Annotated in this window: 15 protein-coding genes and 3 rRNA genes; 7 read left to right on the top strand and 11 right to left on the bottom strand. The window is 67.1% G+C overall.

The genetic code is table 11. From position 1 onward, the window contains the following. Positions 1 to 64: 64 nt before the first annotated feature. On the bottom strand, positions 65 to 832 hold the full coding sequence (locus BFF78_RS48535; RefSeq protein WP_227026164.1) for a tetratricopeptide repeat protein: 768 nt from the start codon (positions 830 to 832) through the stop codon (positions 65 to 67). 321 nt (positions 833 to 1,153) lie between these two features. On the opposite strand from BFF78_RS48535, the gene BFF78_RS48530 reads away from it, so the two are divergent. Then, positions 1,154 to 2,023, top strand: coding sequence for a hypothetical protein (locus BFF78_RS48530; protein WP_069781688.1), 870 nt, complete (start codon positions 1,154 to 1,156; stop codon positions 2,021 to 2,023). Positions 2,024 to 2,054: 31 nt separating this feature from the next. Here BFF78_RS48530 and rrf read toward each other — a convergent pair. The 4 genes from rrf to BFF78_RS32440 all read right to left on the bottom strand — a co-directional run bounded on the left by rrf (position 2,055) and on the right by BFF78_RS32440 (position 8,360). Then, a 5S ribosomal RNA gene (rrf, locus tag BFF78_RS32460) occupies positions 2,055 to 2,171 on the bottom strand. A 104-nt stretch (positions 2,172 to 2,275) separates the two neighbouring features. Continuing rightward, positions 2,276 to 5,395, bottom strand: a 23S ribosomal RNA gene (locus BFF78_RS32455). A 305-nt stretch (positions 5,396 to 5,700) separates the two neighbouring features. Continuing rightward, positions 5,701 to 7,226: ribosomal RNA gene (locus BFF78_RS32450) — 16S ribosomal RNA — on the bottom strand. Together the 16S, 23S and 5S rRNA genes form the textbook arrangement of a ribosomal RNA operon. 483 nt (positions 7,227 to 7,709) lie before the next feature. Beyond that, positions 7,710 to 8,360, bottom strand: a complete 651-nt coding sequence (locus tag BFF78_RS32440; protein WP_069781686.1) for a DNA-3-methyladenine glycosylase — start codon at positions 8,358 to 8,360, stop codon at positions 7,710 to 7,712. Positions 8,361 to 8,461: 101 nt separating this feature from the next. Here BFF78_RS32440 and BFF78_RS32435 point away from each other — a divergent pair, with 101 nt between their 5' ends. The 3 genes from BFF78_RS32435 (at position 8,462) to BFF78_RS32425 (ending at position 10,504) form a co-directional block, all read left to right on the top strand. Continuing rightward, positions 8,462 to 9,244: a sporulation protein gene (locus BFF78_RS32435; RefSeq protein WP_069781685.1), complete on the top strand. Its 783-nt coding sequence runs from the start codon at positions 8,462 to 8,464 to the stop codon at positions 9,242 to 9,244. A 45-nt stretch (positions 9,245 to 9,289) separates the two neighbouring features. Beyond that, positions 9,290 to 9,829 (top strand): YbhB/YbcL family Raf kinase inhibitor-like protein, encoded by a 540-nt coding sequence (locus BFF78_RS32430; RefSeq protein ID WP_069781684.1) that lies wholly within the window; start codon positions 9,290 to 9,292, stop codon positions 9,827 to 9,829. Between the two features lie 168 nt (positions 9,830 to 9,997). Beyond that, complete coding sequence (locus tag BFF78_RS32425; RefSeq protein ID WP_069781683.1) at positions 9,998 to 10,504, top strand: HNH endonuclease; 507 nt, start codon at positions 9,998 to 10,000, stop codon at positions 10,502 to 10,504. 121 nt (positions 10,505 to 10,625) lie between these two features. Here the strand turns inward: BFF78_RS32425 and BFF78_RS32420 are convergent, their stop codons facing one another. From BFF78_RS32420 to BFF78_RS32410, 3 genes are all read right to left on the bottom strand, one after another. Further along, the gene (locus BFF78_RS32420) at positions 10,626 to 11,588 is read right to left on the bottom strand and encodes an SPFH domain-containing protein (protein WP_069781682.1); all 963 of its coding nucleotides are present in this window, start codon (positions 11,586 to 11,588) and stop codon (positions 10,626 to 10,628) included. A 111-nt stretch (positions 11,589 to 11,699) separates the two neighbouring features. Beyond that, complete coding sequence (locus BFF78_RS32415; RefSeq protein WP_069781681.1) at positions 11,700 to 12,131, bottom strand: NfeD family protein; 432 nt, start codon at positions 12,129 to 12,131, stop codon at positions 11,700 to 11,702. A 58-nt stretch (positions 12,132 to 12,189) separates the two neighbouring features. After that, the gene (locus tag BFF78_RS32410; RefSeq protein ID WP_069781680.1) at positions 12,190 to 12,987 is read right to left on the bottom strand and encodes an ABC transporter ATP-binding protein; all 798 of its coding nucleotides are present in this window, start codon (positions 12,985 to 12,987) and stop codon (positions 12,190 to 12,192) included. Positions 12,988 to 13,139: 152 nt separating this feature from the next. Here BFF78_RS32410 and BFF78_RS32405 point away from each other — a divergent pair, with 152 nt between their 5' ends. Continuing rightward, positions 13,140 to 13,928, top strand: coding sequence for a hypothetical protein (locus BFF78_RS32405; RefSeq protein WP_079161572.1), 789 nt, complete (start codon positions 13,140 to 13,142; stop codon positions 13,926 to 13,928). Positions 13,929 to 13,989: 61 nt separating this feature from the next. On the opposite strand, the gene BFF78_RS32400 is transcribed toward BFF78_RS32405, so the two are convergent. The 3 genes from BFF78_RS32400 to BFF78_RS32390 form a co-directional block, all read right to left on the bottom strand. After that, positions 13,990 to 14,235, bottom strand: coding sequence for a chaplin (locus BFF78_RS32400; RefSeq protein ID WP_069781678.1), 246 nt, complete (start codon positions 14,233 to 14,235; stop codon positions 13,990 to 13,992). A gap of 171 nt (positions 14,236 to 14,406) precedes the next feature. Further along, positions 14,407 to 15,048 carry a response regulator gene (locus BFF78_RS32395; RefSeq protein ID WP_069781677.1) on the bottom strand — a complete coding sequence of 214 codons (642 nt, stop codon included), beginning with the start codon at positions 15,046 to 15,048 and terminating at the stop codon, positions 14,407 to 14,409. Continuing rightward, the gene (locus BFF78_RS32390; RefSeq protein WP_069781676.1) at positions 15,041 to 16,186 is read right to left on the bottom strand and encodes a GAF domain-containing sensor histidine kinase; all 1,146 of its coding nucleotides are present in this window, start codon (positions 16,184 to 16,186) and stop codon (positions 15,041 to 15,043) included. The genes BFF78_RS32395 and BFF78_RS32390 overlap by 8 nt, the downstream gene beginning before the upstream one ends. Before the next feature lie 229 nt (positions 16,187 to 16,415). Here BFF78_RS32390 and BFF78_RS32385 point away from each other — a divergent pair, with 229 nt between their 5' ends. Together BFF78_RS32385 and BFF78_RS32380 are read left to right on the top strand one after the other, a co-directional pair. Beyond that, positions 16,416 to 17,111 carry an SDR family NAD(P)-dependent oxidoreductase gene (locus tag BFF78_RS32385; RefSeq protein WP_069781675.1) on the top strand — a complete coding sequence of 232 codons (696 nt, stop codon included), beginning with the start codon at positions 16,416 to 16,418 and terminating at the stop codon, positions 17,109 to 17,111. Further along, on the top strand, positions 17,108 to 18,190 hold the full coding sequence (locus tag BFF78_RS32380; protein WP_069781674.1) for an S-adenosylmethionine:tRNA ribosyltransferase-isomerase: 1,083 nt from the start codon (positions 17,108 to 17,110) through the stop codon (positions 18,188 to 18,190). Before BFF78_RS32385 ends, BFF78_RS32380 begins: the two co-directional genes overlap by 4 nt. The last annotated feature ends 256 nt before the right edge of the window (positions 18,191 to 18,446 follow it).

Below are 18,446 nucleotides of genomic sequence, written 5' to 3'. Positions count from 1 at the left end.
CGCCCCCGCACACGAAAAGAGGGCAGGCCCCCTGGGGAGCCTGCCCTCTTCTCACCGCCGGATGTCAGTCCTGGCCGCCGTCCTTGCCGCCGTCCTCCTCGGAGGCCTGCACGGACTCGCCGTCACCTGCGCCCTCGCCCTCGCTCTCGCGCTCGTCCAGGGCGTCGACGAACTCCACACCGTCCAGCTCGGCGAGCCGGTCGGAGGCGTCCGTGCTGCCGTCCCGGTCGGCCTCCACGGCCTTCGCGAACCACTCCCGCGCCTCGCCTTCCCGGCCGACGGCCAGCAGGGCGTCGGCGTAGGCGTACCGCAGGCGTGCGGTCCACGGCTGGACCGAGTTGGAGGCCAGCTCCGGGCTCTGCAGGGTCACGATGGCGGCGTCCAGCTGACCCATGTCACGCCGGGCACCGGCCGCGACGAGCCGCATCTCGACCTGACCGGCCTTGTCCAGCTTGTGCACCTCCGGGGCACCGGCCATGTCCAGCGCCTTCTCCGGCCGCCCGAGCCCACGCTCGCAGTCGGCCATCACCGGCCACAGCTCCACGGTGCCGGTCATCCGCCGCGCGGCCCGGAACTCGGCGAGGGCCTCGCCGTACTTCTGGTTGGCGTACGCCGCGAAACCGCCGGCCTCCCGTACGGCGGCCACGCGGGACGCCAGACGCAGGGCCACCTTGGAGTAGCCGTAGGCGCCCTCGGGGTCCTCGTCGATGAGACGGGCCACCATCACCAGGTTCTTGGCGACGTCCTCCGCGAGCGTCTTGGGCAGGCTCTGCAGCTCCTGCCGCACGTCCTTGTCGATCTCGTCACCGGTGACGTCCTCCGGGATCGGCAGCCGCTTGATCGGCTCCCGGTCCCGGTCACGGTCGCGCTCGTCGCGGAAGCGGCCACCGCCGCGGCGGTCGTCACGCCGGTCGTCCCGGCGGTCGTCACGCCCACGGAAGCCACCGGGCCGCCCACCACGGTCGTCCCGACGGGGCCCACGGCCACCGCGGTCACCGCGGTCGTTCCGTCCACGGAACCCGCCGCGCTCGCCTCGGGTGTCGTCACGGCGGTCGTCGCGCCGGTCATCCCGACGGTCATCGCGCCGGTCATCCCGGCGGTCGTCACGGCGGTCGTCACGGCGGAAGCCGCCCCGGTCGCCGCGGTCGCCGCGGTGGTCGTCGCGGCGGCCGTAGCCACCACGGTCGTCCTCGCGGCGGTAGGGCGGACGGTCGCCACCGCGGTCGTCGCGGCGGAACCCGCCGCGGTCGTCGCGACGGTCGTCCCGACGCGGCCCACGGTCACGGTCGTCCCGCTGGAACGTCGGACGCGGACCCCGATCACCCTCACGACGCTCGTCCCGACGGCCATAGCCACCACGGTCGTCACGCCGGAAACCGCCCCGGTCATCCCGACGGTCATCGCGCCGGTCATCCCGACGGTCATCGCGCCGGTCATCCCGGCGGTCGTCACGGCGGTCGTCACGGCGGAAGCCGCCCCGGTCGCCGCGGTCGCCGCGGTGGTCGTCGCGGCGGCCGTAGCCACCACGGTCGTCCTCGCGGCGGTAGGGCGGACGGTCGCCACCGCGGTCGTCGCGGCGGAACCCGCCGCGGTCGTCGCGACGGTCGTCCCGACGCGGCCCACGGTCACGGTCGTCCCGCTGGAACGTCGGACGCGGACCCCGATCACCCTCACGACGCTCGTCCCGACGGCCATAGCCACCACGGTCGTCACGCCGGAAACCGCCCCGGTCATCCCGACGGTCGTCACGGCGGTCGTCACGGCGGAAGCCGCCCCGGTCGCCGCGGTCGCGGTCGCCCCGGTGGTCATCTCGACGGCCGTAGCCACCACGGTCGTTGTCGCGGCGGAAGGCACCACGGTCGCCCCGGTGGCCGCCGCGTTCACTGCGTTCACCGCGGTCACCACTGTCCCGTCGCCGCTGGTCGCGCTCCGGTCGGTCGTCGGGAGAGTTGGTGGACATGGTGACTCCTGTCTTAGGTACCGCAAGCATTGTAAAAACAAAAGGACCCCTGGTCCCAGCTGAACGCTGGTGACCAGGGGTCCCCCCAAAGATTGTTCGGCGGCGTCCTACTCTCCCACAGGGTCCCCCCTGCAGTACCATCGGCGCTGTGAGGCTTAGCTTCCGGGTTCGGAATGTAACCGGGCGTTTCCCTCACGCTATGACCACCGAAACCCTAATGGTTTCGAGCGAACAAGCACACTCTGTAGTTATGCGTTCTACTCAAAGCCGGCAACGGTCGTTGCCTCAGAACTAACACAGTGGACGCGAGCAACTGAGGACAAGCCCTCGGCCTATTAGTACCGGTCACCTCCACCAGTTACCTGGCTTCCAGATCCGGCCTATCAACCCAGTCGTCTACTGGGAGCCTTACCCCATCAAGTGGGTGGGAGTCCTCATCTCGAAGCAGGCTTCCCGCTTAGATGCTTTCAGCGGTTATCCCTCCCGAACGTAGCCAACCAGCCATGCCCTTGGCAGAACAACTGGCACACCAGAGGTTCGTCCGTCCCGGTCCTCTCGTACTAGGGACAGCCCTTCTCAAGACTCCTACGCGCACAGCGGATAGGGACCGAACTGTCTCACGACGTTCTAAACCCAGCTCGCGTACCGCTTTAATGGGCGAACAGCCCAACCCTTGGGACCGACTCCAGCCCCAGGATGCGACGAGCCGACATCGAGGTGCCAAACCATCCCGTCGATATGGACTCTTGGGGAAGATCAGCCTGTTATCCCCGGGGTACCTTTTATCCGTTGAGCGACGGCGCTTCCACAAGCCACCGCCGGATCACTAGTCCCGACTTTCGTCCCTGCTCGACCCGTCGGTCTCACAGTCAAGCTCCCTTGTGCACTTACACTCAACACCTGATTGCCAACCAGGCTGAGGGAACCTTTGGGCGCCTCCGTTACCCTTTAGGAGGCAACCGCCCCAGTTAAACTACCCATCAGACACTGTCCCTGATCCGGATCACGGACCCAGGTTAGACATCCAGCACGACCAGACTGGTATTTCAACGACGACTCCACCCACACTGGCGTGCGAGCTTCACAGTCTCCCAGCTATCCTACACAAGCCGAACCGAACACCAATATCAAACTGTAGTAAAGGTCCCGGGGTCTTTCCGTCCTGCTGCGCGAAACGAGCATCTTTACTCGTAGTGCAATTTCACCGGGCCTATGGTTGAGACAGTCGAGAAGTCGTTACGCCATTCGTGCAGGTCGGAACTTACCCGACAAGGAATTTCGCTACCTTAGGATGGTTATAGTTACCACCGCCGTTTACTGGCGCTTAAGTTCTCAGCTTCGCCCACCCGAAAGTGAGCTAACCGGTCCCCTTAACGTTCCAGCACCGGGCAGGCGTCAGTCCGTATACATCGCCTTACGGCTTCGCACGGACCTGTGTTTTTAGTAAACAGTCGCTTCTCGCTGGTCTCTGCGGCCACCCCCAGCTCAAGGCGCAAAGCCCATCACCAGGAATGGCCCCCCTTCTCCCGAAGTTACGGGGGCATTTTGCCGAGTTCCTTAACCATAGTTCACCCGAACGCCTCGGTATTCTCTACCTGACCACCTGAGTCGGTTTAGGGTACGGGCCGCCATGAAACTCGCTAGAGGCTTTTCTCGACAGCATAGGATCATCCACTTCACCACAATCGGCTCGGCATCAGGTCTCAGACTATGTGCAAGGCGGATTTGCCTACCCTGCGTCCTACACCCTTACCCCGGGACAACCACCGCCCGGGATGGACTACCTTCCTGCGTCACCCCATCACTCACCTACTACCAGATTGGTCCGGCGGCTCCACCACTTTCCATTCCCCGAAGGGTCCGGAACGGCTTCACGGCCTCAGCATCACTGGATTCGATGTTTGACGCTTCACAGCGGGTACCGGAATATCAACCGGTTATCCATCGACTACGCCTGTCGGCCTCGCCTTAGGTCCCGACTTACCCTGGGCAGATCAGCTTGACCCAGGAACCCTTAGTCAATCGGCGCACACGTTTCTCACGTGTGAATCGCTACTCATGCCTGCATTCTCACTCGTCAACCGTCCACGACTACCTTCCAGTGCCGCTTCACCCGGCAGACGACGCTCCCCTACCCATCACAGCCTCCGTTGGGAGTACATGCTGCAATGACACGACTTCGGCGGTACGCTTGAGCCCCGCTACATTGTCGGCGCGGAATCACTAGACCAGTGAGCTATTACGCACTCTTTCAAGGGTGGCTGCTTCTAAGCCAACCTCCTGGTTGTCTGTGCGACTCCACATCCTTTCCCACTTAGCGTACGCTTAGGGGCCTTAGTCGATGCTCTGGGCTGTTTCCCTCTCGACCATGGAGCTTATCCCCCACAGTCTCACTGCCGCGCTCTCACTTACCGGCATTCGGAGTTTGGCTAAGGTCAGTAACCCGGTAGGGCCCATCGCCTATCCAGTGCTCTACCTCCGGCAAGAAACACACGACGCTGCACCTAAATGCATTTCGGGGAGAACCAGCTATCACGGAGTTTGATTGGCCTTTCACCCCTAACCACAGGTCATCCCCCAGGTTTTCAACCCTGGTGGGTTCGGTCCTCCACGAAGTCTTACCTCCGCTTCAACCTGCCCATGGCTAGATCACTCCGCTTCGGGTCTTGAGCGTGCTACTACAGCGCCCTATTCGGACTCGCTTTCGCTACGGCTTCCCCACCCGGGTTAACCTCGCAACACACCGCAAACTCGCAGGCTCATTCTTCAAAAGGCACGCAGTCACGAGATGCAGCAAGCTGCATCCGACGCTCCCACGGCTTGTAGGCACACGGTTTCAGGTACTATTTCACTCCCCTCCCGGGGTACTTTTCACCATTCCCTCACGGTACTATCCGCTATCGGTCACCAGGGAATATTTAGGCTTAGCGGGTGGTCCCGCCAGATTCACACGGGATTTCTCGGGCCCCGTGCTACTTGGGTGTCTCTCAAACGAGCCGCTGACGTTTCGACTACGGGGGTCTTACCCTCTACGCCGGACCTTTCGCATGTCCTTCGCCTACATCAACGGTTTCTGACTCGTCCCACGGCCGGCAGACCGCAGAAGAGAGATCCCACAACCCCCACGACGCAACCCCTGCCGGGTCTCACACGTCGTAGGTTTGGCCTCATCCGGTTTCGCTCGCCACTACTCCCGGAATCACGGTTGTTTTCTCTTCCTGAGGGTACTGAGATGTTTCACTTCCCCTCGTTCCCTCCACACTGCCTATGTGTTCAGCAGCGGGTGACAGCCCATGACGACTGCCGGGTTTCCCCATTCGGAAACCCCCGGATCAAAGCCTGGTTGACGACTCCCCGGGGACTATCGTGGCCTCCCACGTCCTTCATCGGTTCCTGGTGCCAAGGCATCCACCGTGCGCCCTTAAAAACTTGGCCACAGATGCTCGCGTCCACTGTGCAGTTCTCAAACAACGACCAGCCACCCATCACCCCGAACCAACAGGCTCGAGTTCACTGGGGCCGGCGACTGAGGAAAATTCGTTCCCTCAGACACCCAACAGCGTGCCCGGCCAGGCCCCGTCCGAAGATCATGCGTTCCACGCTCTTGCGAGCAGTACTAGCAGCCTCCGACCCGAGGTCCCGGCCGAATAATCAACGTTCCACCCATGAGCAACCAGCATCGGACGTGCGCCGATGTACTGGCCTCTGACCGGGCAAGCCCGGTAAGAAGTGCTCCTTAGAAAGGAGGTGATCCAGCCGCACCTTCCGGTACGGCTACCTTGTTACGACTTCGTCCCAATCGCTAGTCCCACCTTCGACAGCTCCCTCCCACAAGGGGTTGGGCCACCGGCTTCGGGTGTTACCAACTTTCGTGACGTGACGGGCGGTGTGTACAAGGCCCGGGAACGTATTCACCGCAGCAATGCTGATCTGCGATTACTAGCGACTCCGACTTCATGGGGTCGAGTTGCAGACCCCAATCCGAACTGAGACCGGCTTTTTGAGATTCGCTCCACCTCACGGTATCGCAGCTCTTTGTACCGGCCATTGTAGCACGTGTGCAGCCCAAGACATAAGGGGCATGATGACTTGACGTCGTCCCCACCTTCCTCCGAGTTGACCCCGGCGGTCTCCTGTGAGTCCCCATCACCCCGAAGGGCATGCTGGCAACACAGAACAAGGGTTGCGCTCGTTGCGGGACTTAACCCAACATCTCACGACACGAGCTGACGACAGCCATGCACCACCTGTACACCGACCACAAGGGGGGCACTATCTCTAATGCTTTCCGGTGTATGTCAAGCCTTGGTAAGGTTCTTCGCGTTGCGTCGAATTAAGCCACATGCTCCGCCGCTTGTGCGGGCCCCCGTCAATTCCTTTGAGTTTTAGCCTTGCGGCCGTACTCCCCAGGCGGGGAACTTAATGCGTTAGCTGCGGCACCGACGACGTGGAATGTCGCCAACACCTAGTTCCCACCGTTTACGGCGTGGACTACCAGGGTATCTAATCCTGTTCGCTCCCCACGCTTTCGCTCCTCAGCGTCAGTAATGGCCCAGAGATCCGCCTTCGCCACCGGTGTTCCTCCTGATATCTGCGCATTTCACCGCTACACCAGGAATTCCGATCTCCCCTACCACACTCTAGCTAGCCCGTATCGACTGCAGACCCGAGGTTAAGCCTCGGGCTTTCACAATCGACGTGACAAGCCGCCTACGAGCTCTTTACGCCCAATAATTCCGGACAACGCTTGCGCCCTACGTATTACCGCGGCTGCTGGCACGTAGTTAGCCGGCGCTTCTTCTGCAGGTACCGTCACTCTCGCTTCTTCCCTGCTGAAAGAGGTTTACAACCCGAAGGCCGTCATCCCTCACGCGGCGTCGCTGCATCAGGCTTTCGCCCATTGTGCAATATTCCCCACTGCTGCCTCCCGTAGGAGTCTGGGCCGTGTCTCAGTCCCAGTGTGGCCGGTCGCCCTCTCAGGCCGGCTACCCGTCGTCGCCTTGGTGAGCCATTACCTCACCAACAAGCTGATAGGCCGCGGGCTCATCCTTCACCGCCGGAGCTTTCCAAGTTCACAGATGCCTGCGAACCTCGTATCCGGTATTAGACCCCGTTTCCAGGGCTTGTCCCAGAGTGAAGGGCAGATTGCCCACGTGTTACTCACCCGTTCGCCACTAATCCACCCCGAAGGGCTTCATCGTTCGACTTGCATGTGTTAAGCACGCCGCCAGCGTTCGTCCTGAGCCAGGATCAAACTCTCCGTGAATGTTTTCCCGTAATCGGGATGAACACCACGAGAGCGGTGCGAGAGGAGGAATAATCCCCTCGCACACAGCGTCCTCGCTGTGTTTTTCAAAGGAACCTCGCCCCAGTCATGACGACCGGAGACGGGGTATCAACATATCTGGCGTTGATTTTTGGCACGCTGTTGAGTTCTCAAGGAACGGTCGCTTCCTTTGTACTCACCCTCTCGGGCTTTCCTCCGGGCTTCCCTTCGGTGTTTCCGACTCTATCAGATCCTTTCGGGCCTGATTCCCTGTCGGCGGGGCCTTTCGACATTCACTACTTTAGCTCATTCTCTCGGCGGCTCATAATCGAGTCCTGCGAGTTCGAATTCAGGCACGCGGACGCACCAAAATCGACCCCGTCGAGGGTTTGTAGCTGAGTAGTGGATGGCCGCTCCGGCTGCAGGCGATCGCCGTACCCGGTTCAGCGGCTCGGGATACATTACGCACCTCCGCGGGGTGCGTCAACTTGGGCGGCGCCTCGGCACATGGGCCCGATAGGGGCTGACCGTCGGGTCGTTGGCGACCCAGTAGCGCCAGGGATGGATGTCGCCGTTCCCGCCGTCGCCGGCGACTCCGGTGCGGGGGCCGCTTCGTACCTGGTCAGCGGCCACCGGCGTACCGGTCAGCATGCGCAGCGGGGTCTCGCCGGAGGTGCACGCGTCCGTGCCGTCCAGGGCGCGGTCGACTTCCAGGGCCGTCGCCAGACGGGCCGGACCCTTGGCCAGTTCCTTGTCGTTCCGGGCCGAAATTCGCCGTTTGCGGGCCAGTTCGACGCCCTCGACGACTTCGCCGGCGCGGAGCAGGACGGCACTCGCGCGGCCCTCGGGGCCACAGACGAGGTTCATGCAGTGCCACATGCCGTAGGTGAAGTAGACGTACACATGCCCGGGCGGGCCGAACATCACCGCGTTGCGGGCGGTGCGGCCGCGGTAGGCGTGTGAGCCGGGGTCGTTCGGGCCGTCGTACGCCTCGACCTCCGTGAGGCGGACGGCGATCGGGCCGTCGGGTGTCGTACGCACCAGGATGCGGCCGAGAAGGTCCGGTGCCACCTCCAGGACCGGGCGGTCGAAGAACTCTCGGGGCAGTGGCGTACGGTCCGGGGGCGCGATCATGGCCTCCGAGGGTAATGCAGACGGGACGCCACGCCGGCGGAACCGGGTCGGGGGCGGATCGCGTTTGTAGGGGTCGAGGGTCCTTCGTAAAGGGAGAGTCAATGGCGTTCAAGAAGCTGCTCGCGAGCCTTGGGGCCGGTGGGGCGTCGGTCGAGACCGTGCTGACCGAGGTCAATGTCGTGCCGGGCGGTGTCGTCCAGGGTGAGGTGCGCATCCAGGGCGGGTCCGTGAACCAGGACATCGAGGGGCTGTCGGTCGGTCTGCAGGCCAGGGTCGAGGTGGAGAGCGGCGACGAGGAGTACAAGCAGAACATCGAGTTCACCAAGGTGCGGCTCGGTGGTGCCTTCGAGCTGCAGGCCGGTGCGGTGCACGCGGTGCCGTTCGGGCTGGAGATCCCCTGGGAGACGCCGGTCACGATGATCGACGGGCAGGCGCTGCGCGGGATGCACATCGGGGTGACCACCGAGCTGGCGATCGCGCGGGCCATCGACTCCACCGACCTGGACCCGATCAACGTGCATCCGCTGCCGGCGCAGAAGGCGATCCTGGACGCGTTCATCCAGTTGGGCTTCCGCTTCAAGAACGCGGACATGGAGCGCGGGCACATCCGGGGTACGCGGCAGACGCTGCCCTTCTACCAGGAGATCGAGTTCCACCCGCCGTCGCAGTACCGGGGCCTGAACCAGGTCGAGCTGAGCTTCGTGGCCGACGAGTACGCGATGGACGTCGTACTGGAGATGGACAAGAAGCCGGGTCTGTTCAGCGAGGGCTCGGACACCTACCGGTCCTTCCAGGTGGGGCTGAACGACTGGATGGGGACCGACTGGGCGGCTTATCTGAACCAGTGGCTGTCCGAGGTCGGCAGCAAGCGCAACTGGTTCTAGGCTCGGGGACTGCTGGTTCCAGATCATCGATCAGGAGGTACCGAGGTGACCGAGCTCAAGCGACGGCCGCTCCCCCATGACTTCCATCCGCCCGTGCCGTCGTTCACGGTGACGAGTGCGGACATCGAGGAGGGTGCGACGCTGGGGAGCGCCCAGGTCCATGCGGAGGGCAACACCTCGCCGCAGCTGCGCTGGGAGGGTTTTCCGCCGGAGACCAAGAGCTTCGCCGTGACCTGTTACGACCCGGACGCGCCGACCGGCAGCGGGTTCTGGCACTGGGTCCTGTTCGACATCCCGGCTTCCGTGACGGAGCTGCCGGCGGGTGCGGGCAGCGGCAAGTTCGAGGGCCTGCCCGAGGGCGCGGTGCATGTGCGCAACGACTACGGGACGAAGGACTTCGGCGGTGCCGCACCGCCGCCCGGGGACGGGCCGCACCGGTACGTCTTCACGGTCTACGCCGTGGATCAGGAGAAGCTGGGTCCGGATTCGGACGTGTCGCCGGCCGTCGTCGGTTTCAATCTGCGGTTCCACACGATCGCGCGTGCGCAGCTCATCGGTGAGTACGAGAACCCCGCGCAGGGCTGAGCGCAGTGCCGTGATTCAGCCGAGCGTTCATTGAACGTTTGCCCGCCTTCGGTCTTGGAAGTGATCGGAGGCGGGCATTTTTTATTGCGTTGTCCATCTCGGCGCGCCCGTCCAGAGTTGATCCAAGCCCGCCGGGGGGTGGGCAGGTGCGCACGGGAGGTGGGCTGGATGCGGGACACGCTGGTGCTGAACGCGAGCTTCGAGCCGCTGTCGACGGTGACGCTGAATCGAGCCGTCGTCCTGGTGCTCCAGGACAAGGCCGTGGTCGAACAGGCCCATCCCGAACTGCGTATGCGCGGTGCCGATGTGGACATACCCGCGCCTCGGGTGATCAGGCTGTGCAGGTATGTACGGGTGCCGTTCCGAAGACAAGCGCCGTGGTCGAGGCGGGGTGTGCTGGTCCGGGACCGGCACCGGTGCGCGTACTGCGGGCGCCGGGCGACGACCGTGGACCATGTGCTGCCGCGGGCGCAGGGTGGGCAGGACACGTGGCTGAATACGGTGGCCGCGTGTGCGGAGGACAATCACCGGAAGGCCAACCGGACTCCTGAGGAGGCGGGGATGGCGCTTCTTCGGGAGCCGTTCGAGCCGACGCCGGCCGATGCGATGCTCTTGGCCTTGGGGGCCGAGGAGTTCGAGGCTCTGCCTGGGTGGCTGGCTCGGGATGCTGCCTGAGCAGTCGTCGTAGGGGCTAGGGGCTTGTGGCGTACGTCGGCTGCGGGTTGTCTGTGGTTTCTCGCGCAGTTCCCCGCGCCCCTGAAGGGGGGCCGGGGGGAACCGGTGTCGTATAGAACCCTCAGTCGATGCTCGGCTTCTCGCGGCGGTCTGTGCCGTTGTTCTGGGGTGGGACCGAGGCTCCGCCGTTGCCCTGGCCACCGCCGCCGAGGGGGCCGAAGTTGCCCATGGCTCCGGAGAGGCCCTTGAGGGCGTCGCCGATTTCGCTGGGGACGATCCAGAGCTTGTTGGCGTCGCCCTCGGCGATCTTCGGGAGCATCTGGAGGTACTGGTAGCTCAGGAGCTTCTGGTCCGGGTCGCCGGCGTGGATGGCCTCGAAGACCGTACGGACCGCCTGGGCCTCGCCTTCCGCGCGGAGCGCCGCCGCCTTGGCCTCACCCTCGGCGCGCAGGATCTGGGACTGCTTCTCGCCCTCTGCGGTGAGGATGGCGGCCTGGCGCGTACCTTCGGCGGTGAGGATCGCGGCGCGCTTGTCACGGTCGGCGCGCATCTGCTTCTCCATCGAGTCCTGGATGGAGGTCGGGGGCTCGATGGCCTTCAGCTCGACGCGGTTGACGCGAATGCCCCACTTGCCCGTCGCCTCGTCGAGGACGCCGCGCAGGGCGGCGTTGATCTCCTCGCGGGAGGTCAGGGTGCGTTCGAGGTCCATGCCGCCGATGATGTTGCGGAGCGTGGTGACCGTGAGCTGCTCGATCGCCTGGATGTAGCTGGCGACCTCGTAGGTGGCCGCGCGGGCGTCCGTCACCTGGTAGTAGATGACCGTGTCGATGTTGACGACCAGGTTGTCCTGGGTGATCACCGGCTGGGGCGGGAACGGTACGACCTGTTCGCGCAGGTCGATGCGGTTGCGGATGGTATCGATGAACGGGACCACGATGTTCAGGCCCGCGTTCAGGGTGCGTGTGTAACGGCCGAAGCGCTCGACGATGGCAGCGCTGGCCTGTGGGATGACCTGGATGGTCTTGATCAGGGCGATGAAGACCAACACCACCAGAATGACCAGGACGATGATGACCGGTTCCATCGTGTTCCCCGTGCCCCTCTCCGCTTCGGCGCCTTCGGCAGATCTCGTGTCTGTAGAAGATCTTGCTGGTCGAGTCTGACAGACCATCGCCCAACTCGTGGGCATGATGCCTCAGATGACGATGGCGGTGGCCCCTTCGATGTCCACGACGTCCACCTCCTGGCCCACTTCGTAGGCGCGGTCGGTGTCGAGGGAGCGGGCCGACCAGATTTCCCCGGCGAGCTTGATACGGCCGCCGGAGCCGTCGACGCGTTCCAGGACGACTGCCTGCCTGCCCTTCAAGGCGTCGATACCGGTGGCGAGTTGGGGGCGTTGTCTGGTGTGCCGGGCCGCGATGGGGCGGACGACGGCGATGAGCGCGACGGAGACGACGACGAACGCGAGGACCTGGATCACGCCGTTGAAGCCGAGTCCGGCGACGGCCGCGGCCGCGACGGCGCCCACGGCGAGCATGCCGAACTCCGGCATGGCGGTGACGACGAGCGGGATTCCGAGCGCCGCCGCGCCGACGAGCCACCACACCCATGCGTCGATGTCGTTCACACGGTCATGGTAGGGCCGGGGTCGGGCGGCGGACAGGGCGCGAGGGGAGGGGTGGGGGTCAGGACAGGGGCAGGCCCTGGGCGGTCCAGCGGTCGCCGACCTGCTCGACGACGAGCGGCAGGCCGAAGCAGTGGGAGAGGTTGCGGGAGCTCAGTTCCAGCTCGATCGGGCCGGCGGCGAGGACCTTGCCCTGGCGGATCATCAGGACGTGGCTGAAGCCGGGGGCGATTTCCTCGACGTGGTGGGTGACCATGATCATCGACGGGGCGATGGGGTCGCGGGCGAGCCGGCCGAGGCGGCGGACCAGGTCCTCGCGGCCGCCGAGGTCGAGGCCGGCGGCGGGCTCGTCGAGGAGGAGCAGCTCGGGGTCGGTCATCAGGGCGCGGGCGATCAGGGTGCGCTTGCGCTCGCCCTCGGAGAGGGTGCCGAACCTCCGGTCGAGGTAGTCGCTCATGCCGAGGCGGTCGAGGAAGGCGCGGGCGCGCTGCTCGTCGACGTCCTCGTACTCCTCCTGCCAGCCGGCGGTCATGCCGTAGGCGGCGGTGAGGACGGTCTGCAGGACCGTCTGGCGCTTGGGGAGCTTCTCGGCGAGGGCGATGCCCGCCACGCCGATGCGCGGGCGCAGCTCGAAGACGTCGGTGCCCGGCGTGCCGAGGGTCTCGCCGAGGATGGTGGCGGAGCCCTTGCTGGGGTAGAGGTAGCTGGAGGCGACGTTCAGGAGGGTGGTCTTGCCGGCGCCGTTCGGGCCGAGGATGACCCAGCGTTCACCTTCCTTCACCGACCAGGAAACCTGGTCGACCAGAGCCCGGCCCTCGCGGATCACGGATACGTCCTGAAGCTCAAGAACATCGCTCATGAGCGCGTTGTCTCCCCTTGCAGTGTGGCCGGTGCTTGGCTGTCGCGTGCGCCTGTGGCTCGGTCCGCCGCGCCGGTGGGCGCAGCCCTTCATGAAATCTACGCCACCGGTGTGCCGCTCCATTCCATCGGCCGGGTCCTTAGGGTGGGAGCATGCTCTCGGAACCGCGTTCAGGACGCCTTGCCGCTTGGGGAAATGCCCTTTTGGCCGGACTTGCCTCGCCGGATGACGCCGCGCTCGCCATTGTGGGCGAGGACACGGTGCACCGGGTGGAGGGGCTGCCCGGGGAGTCCGCGCCGGTCGGGCTCACGCTCGCGCTGGGGCGGCTGCGGACGCTGGGGGTGACCGGGCTGCGCCTGGCGCTGCCGGCGCCGGGGCATCCGCTGGGGCTGAGCGGTCCGCCGGAGTTCAATGCGCGGGCCCTGGAGGCCGAGGAGGCGGTGGTCTGCTTCGGTGCCGCGTTCGGTCTGGTGCCCCAGGTGTACGAGGCCGGGCCCGCGGGCGATGTGCATGCCGAGGTGGTCTGGCATGTGCTGCCGGTGCGGGAGGCGCCGCCCGCGGATGTGCCGTCGCTGGGCGAGGCCGAGCGGGAGCTGGCGGAGGCGCTGCGCGAGGCGACCGAGGTGCTGTCGAAGCTGGACGTCGCCGGGTCGGGTCCGGTGGCGGAGGCGGCGATCGATGCGTACCGGGCGCGGGCCGAGCGCGGGCAGGAGGTGCTGGCGCCGGGCTATCCGCCGCGTGCGGTGCGGGTGTTGGAGCTGGCGCAGCGGGTCGCGCTGCTGGTGTCGCTGGCGTACGGCAACGGGCACGGGGCGGCGGTCACCTCCGCGGAGATGGCCGCTCGGTCCGAGGCGCTGCGGCCTGTGGAGCGGACGGCGCGGAGGGCGCAGGTGGCGGCGTACAACTCCATCGTGGAGGAGCGGGAGCGAGGCGTGCGGTAGGCAGCAAGCCGACAGGCCTCCCGGTGCACACGGGAGGCCTGTGGTCGCGGTGGGCCGGACCTCAGTTGTTGCTGGCGGTGTTGCCGAACGCCGGGTTCAGCACGCCGATCACGTTCACGCTGTTGCCGGACGCGTTCACCGGGATGTGCAGCGGGGCCTGGACGACGTTACCCGAGATGACGCCCGGGGATCCCTGGGCGTCGCCGCAGGCGTGGGCGCCGCTGGTGGCGGAGGCCATCCCCGCACCGGCGGCCACCAGGCCACCGGCCACCATCGTCACGGCCGCGACCTTCTTCAGGTTCTTCACTTTCCAACCCCTCCTAGACGTTCACCGCGGCGGTTCGCCGCAGCACGCACTAAAGAACGGCGGAGACCGGCGCTGGTTGCGCCGTCCGGGGGACATTCCCACGACGGTATGAATCTCAGTCCATAACCTGACCCCTCGCGTTGCCCTCGGTGATGCATCGGCGAGGGCGTTTCAGCCGGTCACGCCATGGCGAACGGCCCACAGCGCGGCCTGGGTGCGGTCGGCGAGGTCGAGTTTCATCAGGATGTTCGAGACATGTGTCTTGACGGTCTTCTCGGACAGCACGAGGGCGCGGGCTATCTCGCGGTTGGAGCGGCCGTCCGCGATCAGGCCGAGCACCTCGCGCTCCCGTTCGGTCAGCGAACCGCCCCTGCTCTGGCCGGAGTTGGCCTCCTCCTGGGAGAGCAGCGCGCCGGCGACCTCCGGCTGGAGCAGGATGTGCCCGGCGTGCACGGACCGGATGGCGCCGGCGAGGGCGTCGGGGTCCACGTCCTTGTAGACGTATCCGGCGGCGCCCGCGCGCAGGGCCGGTACGACCGTGCGCTGCTCGGTGAAGCTGGTGACGATCAGCACGCGCGCGGGGTTGTCGAGTTCGCGCAGGCGGCGCAGGGCCTCGATGCCGTCCATGCCGGGCATCTTGACGTCCATCAGGACGATGTCCGGGCGCAGTTCCTCGGCGCGGGCGACGCCCTCGGCGCCGTCGGCGGCCTCGCCGACGACCTCGATGTCGTCCTGCACCTCCAGGAAGGTGCGCAGACCCCGGCGGACGACCTGGTGGTCGTCGACGAGCAGCACCTTGATCGGGTCAGCCACCGGGGACCTCCAGTTCGATCGTGGTGCCCTTGCCGGGCACCGACTCCACGGTCAGCGTGCCCCCGACCCCGCTCGCGCGGTCCCGCATCGAGACCAGGCCCAGATGCCGGCCGGCGCGGCGGACCGCCTGGGGGTCGAAGCCCTTGCCGTCGTCGGTGACGCGCAGCACGGCTCCGCAGGCGCGCCGCTCCACGCTCACGTCGACGTGTGCGGCGCCGGCGTGGCGCAGTGCGTTGTGCAGGGCCTCCTGGGCGACCCTGAGCACGGCCTCCTCCTGGGCGGCCGGCAGGGCCCGGAAGCCGCCGCTGGTGAAGGTCACGCGCGCGGTGTGGGCGCGGTCGAGGACCTGGGTCTGGGTGCGCAGGGTGGCGATCAGGCCGTCCTCGTCCAGGGCCGCGGGGCGCAACTCCACGACGGCGGCGCGCAGTTCGTCGGCGGCCTCGGCGGCGAGGGCTGCGACCTGGTGCAGTTCGCCCTTGGCGCGGGCGGGGTCGCGGTCGACGAGGGCCGCCGCGGCCTGGGCGGTCAGGCGCAGGGAGAAGAGCTTCTGGCTGACCGCGTCGTGCAGTTCGTGGGCGAGACGGGAGCGTTCCTCGGCGATGGTGAGTTCGCGGCTGCGCTCGTACAGGCGGGCGTTGGTGAGGGCGATGGCGGCGTGCTGGGCGAGGATGGAGAGCAGTTCCTCGTCCTCCTCGGTGAAGCCGCAACTCCCGTCCTTCTTGGGGCAGTTCTTATTGGCGAGGAAGAGAGCGCCGATGACCTCGTCGCCGTCGCGGATGGGCAGGCCGAGGAAGTCGGCCAGGTCCGGGTGCGCGGCGGGCCAGCCCTCGAAGCGGGGGTCCTTGCGCACGTCGGCGAGGCGCTCGGGGCGGGCCTCGTGCAGCATCGCGGCGAGGATGCCGTGCTGGCGGGGCAGCGGGCCGATGGCCTTCCACTGGGCCTCGCTGACGCCGTCGACGACGAACTGGGCGAAGCCGCCGTGGTCGTCGGGGACGCCGAGCGCGGCGTACTGCGCGTCGAGCAGTTCGCGGGCGGAGGCGACGATCGTCTTGAGGACGTCGCGCACCTCCAGATGCCTGCTCATGGCCAGCAGCGCGGAACTCACCGCGGCGAGGCCGGACCGGGGGCCTTGACTCATGCCCTCACGGTACCGGCGAGCTGTGACAACGCGGATCGGACCGGTGGCGGCCGGGCCCGGTCCGCTGGTCCTAGGACGCCCGGTGTAGGTCCCGGGGCCCGGGGCGTGCGGTGTACGCCGAAGGGCCCCTCCGTATTGCGGCCCGCGTCCGAGGCGGCCGGGGCGGTGCCGTTCCTACGGTGTGGTCACCGCCCGGCGGAGGGCGGAGAGCGACGAGGGGACGGTAGTCATGCCGGTTGCGATCATCACGGGGGCCTCGAAGGGCCTGGGGCGGGCGCTCGCCGAGGCGCTGGCCGCCCGGGGGTGGGATCTGGTGCTGGACGCGCGGGGCGCCGAGGGCCTCGAGGAGGCGGCGGAGAGTGCCGCGGGGCACGGCACGCGCGTGGAGGCGCTGGCCGGGGATGTGACGGATGCCGGGCACCGGACCGCCCTGGTGGCGGCCGCGCGCCGGCTGGGCGGGGTCGACCTGCTGGTGAGCAATGCGAGCGCGCTGGGCGCCGAGCCGCTGGTGCGGCTGGCCGAACTGCCCGTGGAGGGGCTGCGGCGGGCGCTGGAGGTGAACGTGGTGGCCGCGTTGGGCCTGGTCCGTGCGGCGCTGCCCCTGCTGCGGGAGTCACCGGCCGGGACGGTGGTCGCGGTCAGCTCGGACGCGGCGGCCGAGGCGTACGGGACGTGGGGCGGCTACGGCGCCTCGAAGGCGGCCCTGGACCAGCTCGCGGCGGTGCTGGGCGTGGAGGAGCCCGGCCTGCGGGTGTGGGCGGTGGATCCCGGGGACATGGCCACGGACCTGTACGCGGCGGCCGTACCGGACGACGACGATCCGCGTCCGGCGCCCGCCACGGTCGTACCGGCGTTTTTGCGGCTGCTGGACGAGCGGCCGGCCAGCGGGCGGTACGCGGCCCCGGCGCTGCTGGAGGCGCGGTGACCGTCACCGTGCGGGTTCCGGAAGAGCTGTCCGCGCGTGTGCCGGCCGAGCAGCGCGGGCCGGGGCTGGACCGGGACGCCGTACGGCTGCTGGTGTCGCGCGGTACCGAGGTGACTCATCACGTCTTTCCCGAGTTGCCGCGGCTGCTGCGGGCCGGGGATCTGCTGGTGGTGAACACCTCGCCCACGCTGGCCGCGGCGGTGGACGGGCGGATCGGGCACGCGCGCGTGGTGGTGCATGTCTCCACGCGCGGGGACGACGGCCGGTGGGCGGTCGAGCTGCGGGAACCGGACGGACGGGGCACCACGCGCGCGCGTGCGGGCACGCATGCGGGTACGGAGGTGGTGCTGCCGGGGGCGGGGCGGCTGGTGCTGGAGGAGCCGCTGAGCCCGCGCGGGGAGCGGCTGTGGTGGGCCCGGCCGGCCGGGGACGTCCTGGCCGTGCTGCGCGCGTACGGGCGGCCCATTCGCTACTCCTATACGGAACGGGACCAGCCGCTGTCGGCGTACCAGACCGTGTTCGCGCTGCCGTCGCCGGACGGGTCGGGCAGTGCGGAGATGCCGAGTGCGGCGCGGCCCTTCACCGCGCGCCTGGTGGCGGAGCTGGTGAGCCGGGGTGTGCAGTTCGCGCCGGTCACACTGCACACGGGGGTGGCGTCGGCACAGGCGCACGAGCCGCCGTATCCGGAGCGGTTCGCGGTGCCGGAGGCGTCGGCACGGCTGATCAACGCGGTGCGGGCCGGTGACGGCCGGGTGCTCGCGGTGGGTACGACGGCCGTGCGGGCCGTGGAGTCGGCGGCCGGGCCGGACGGGGTGGTGCGGGCGGCCTCGGGGTGGACGGATCTGGTCGTGACGCCCGAGCGCGGGGTGCGGGTGGTGGACGGGCTGCTGACCGGGCTGCACGAGCCGGAGGCCTCGCATCTGCTGATGCTGGAGGCGGTCGCGGGGCGGGCCGGGGTCGACCGGGCGTACGAGGAGGCGCTCCGGGGGCTCTACCTGTGGCACGAGTTCGGCGACATCCATCTCATCCTCCCGGATGAGGGCCCTCACACAGAGCGTTGCGATGGCAACTCCTGGTGAGGCTGTTACGTCTCCTATGTGAGCCCGCGCATAGGGCCCACATCACGTACGAACCGACATAGGAGATAAACCATCCCCACATGAACGGGACAGACGGTCCAGTCTGTCCCGTTTTGCCCTTCCCTGATCCACTATCGGGGATCGTACGTCACATCTTTGCCTGGGCATTTTGCGCCAGCTAAGAATTGTTTCCGTCGCTCAGCGCCGTGGGTTCCGGCCCGCGGCGTTCGTGTGGGAGGAGCCGATTCCCCCGGCG

This window comes from Streptomyces fodineus, assembly GCF_001735805.1.
Taxonomy (GTDB): domain Bacteria; phylum Actinomycetota; class Actinomycetes; order Streptomycetales; family Streptomycetaceae; genus Streptomyces; species Streptomyces fodineus.
Note: the sequence above shows the minus strand (reverse complement) of the source record. Positions and strands in the feature narration are given on the sequence as shown.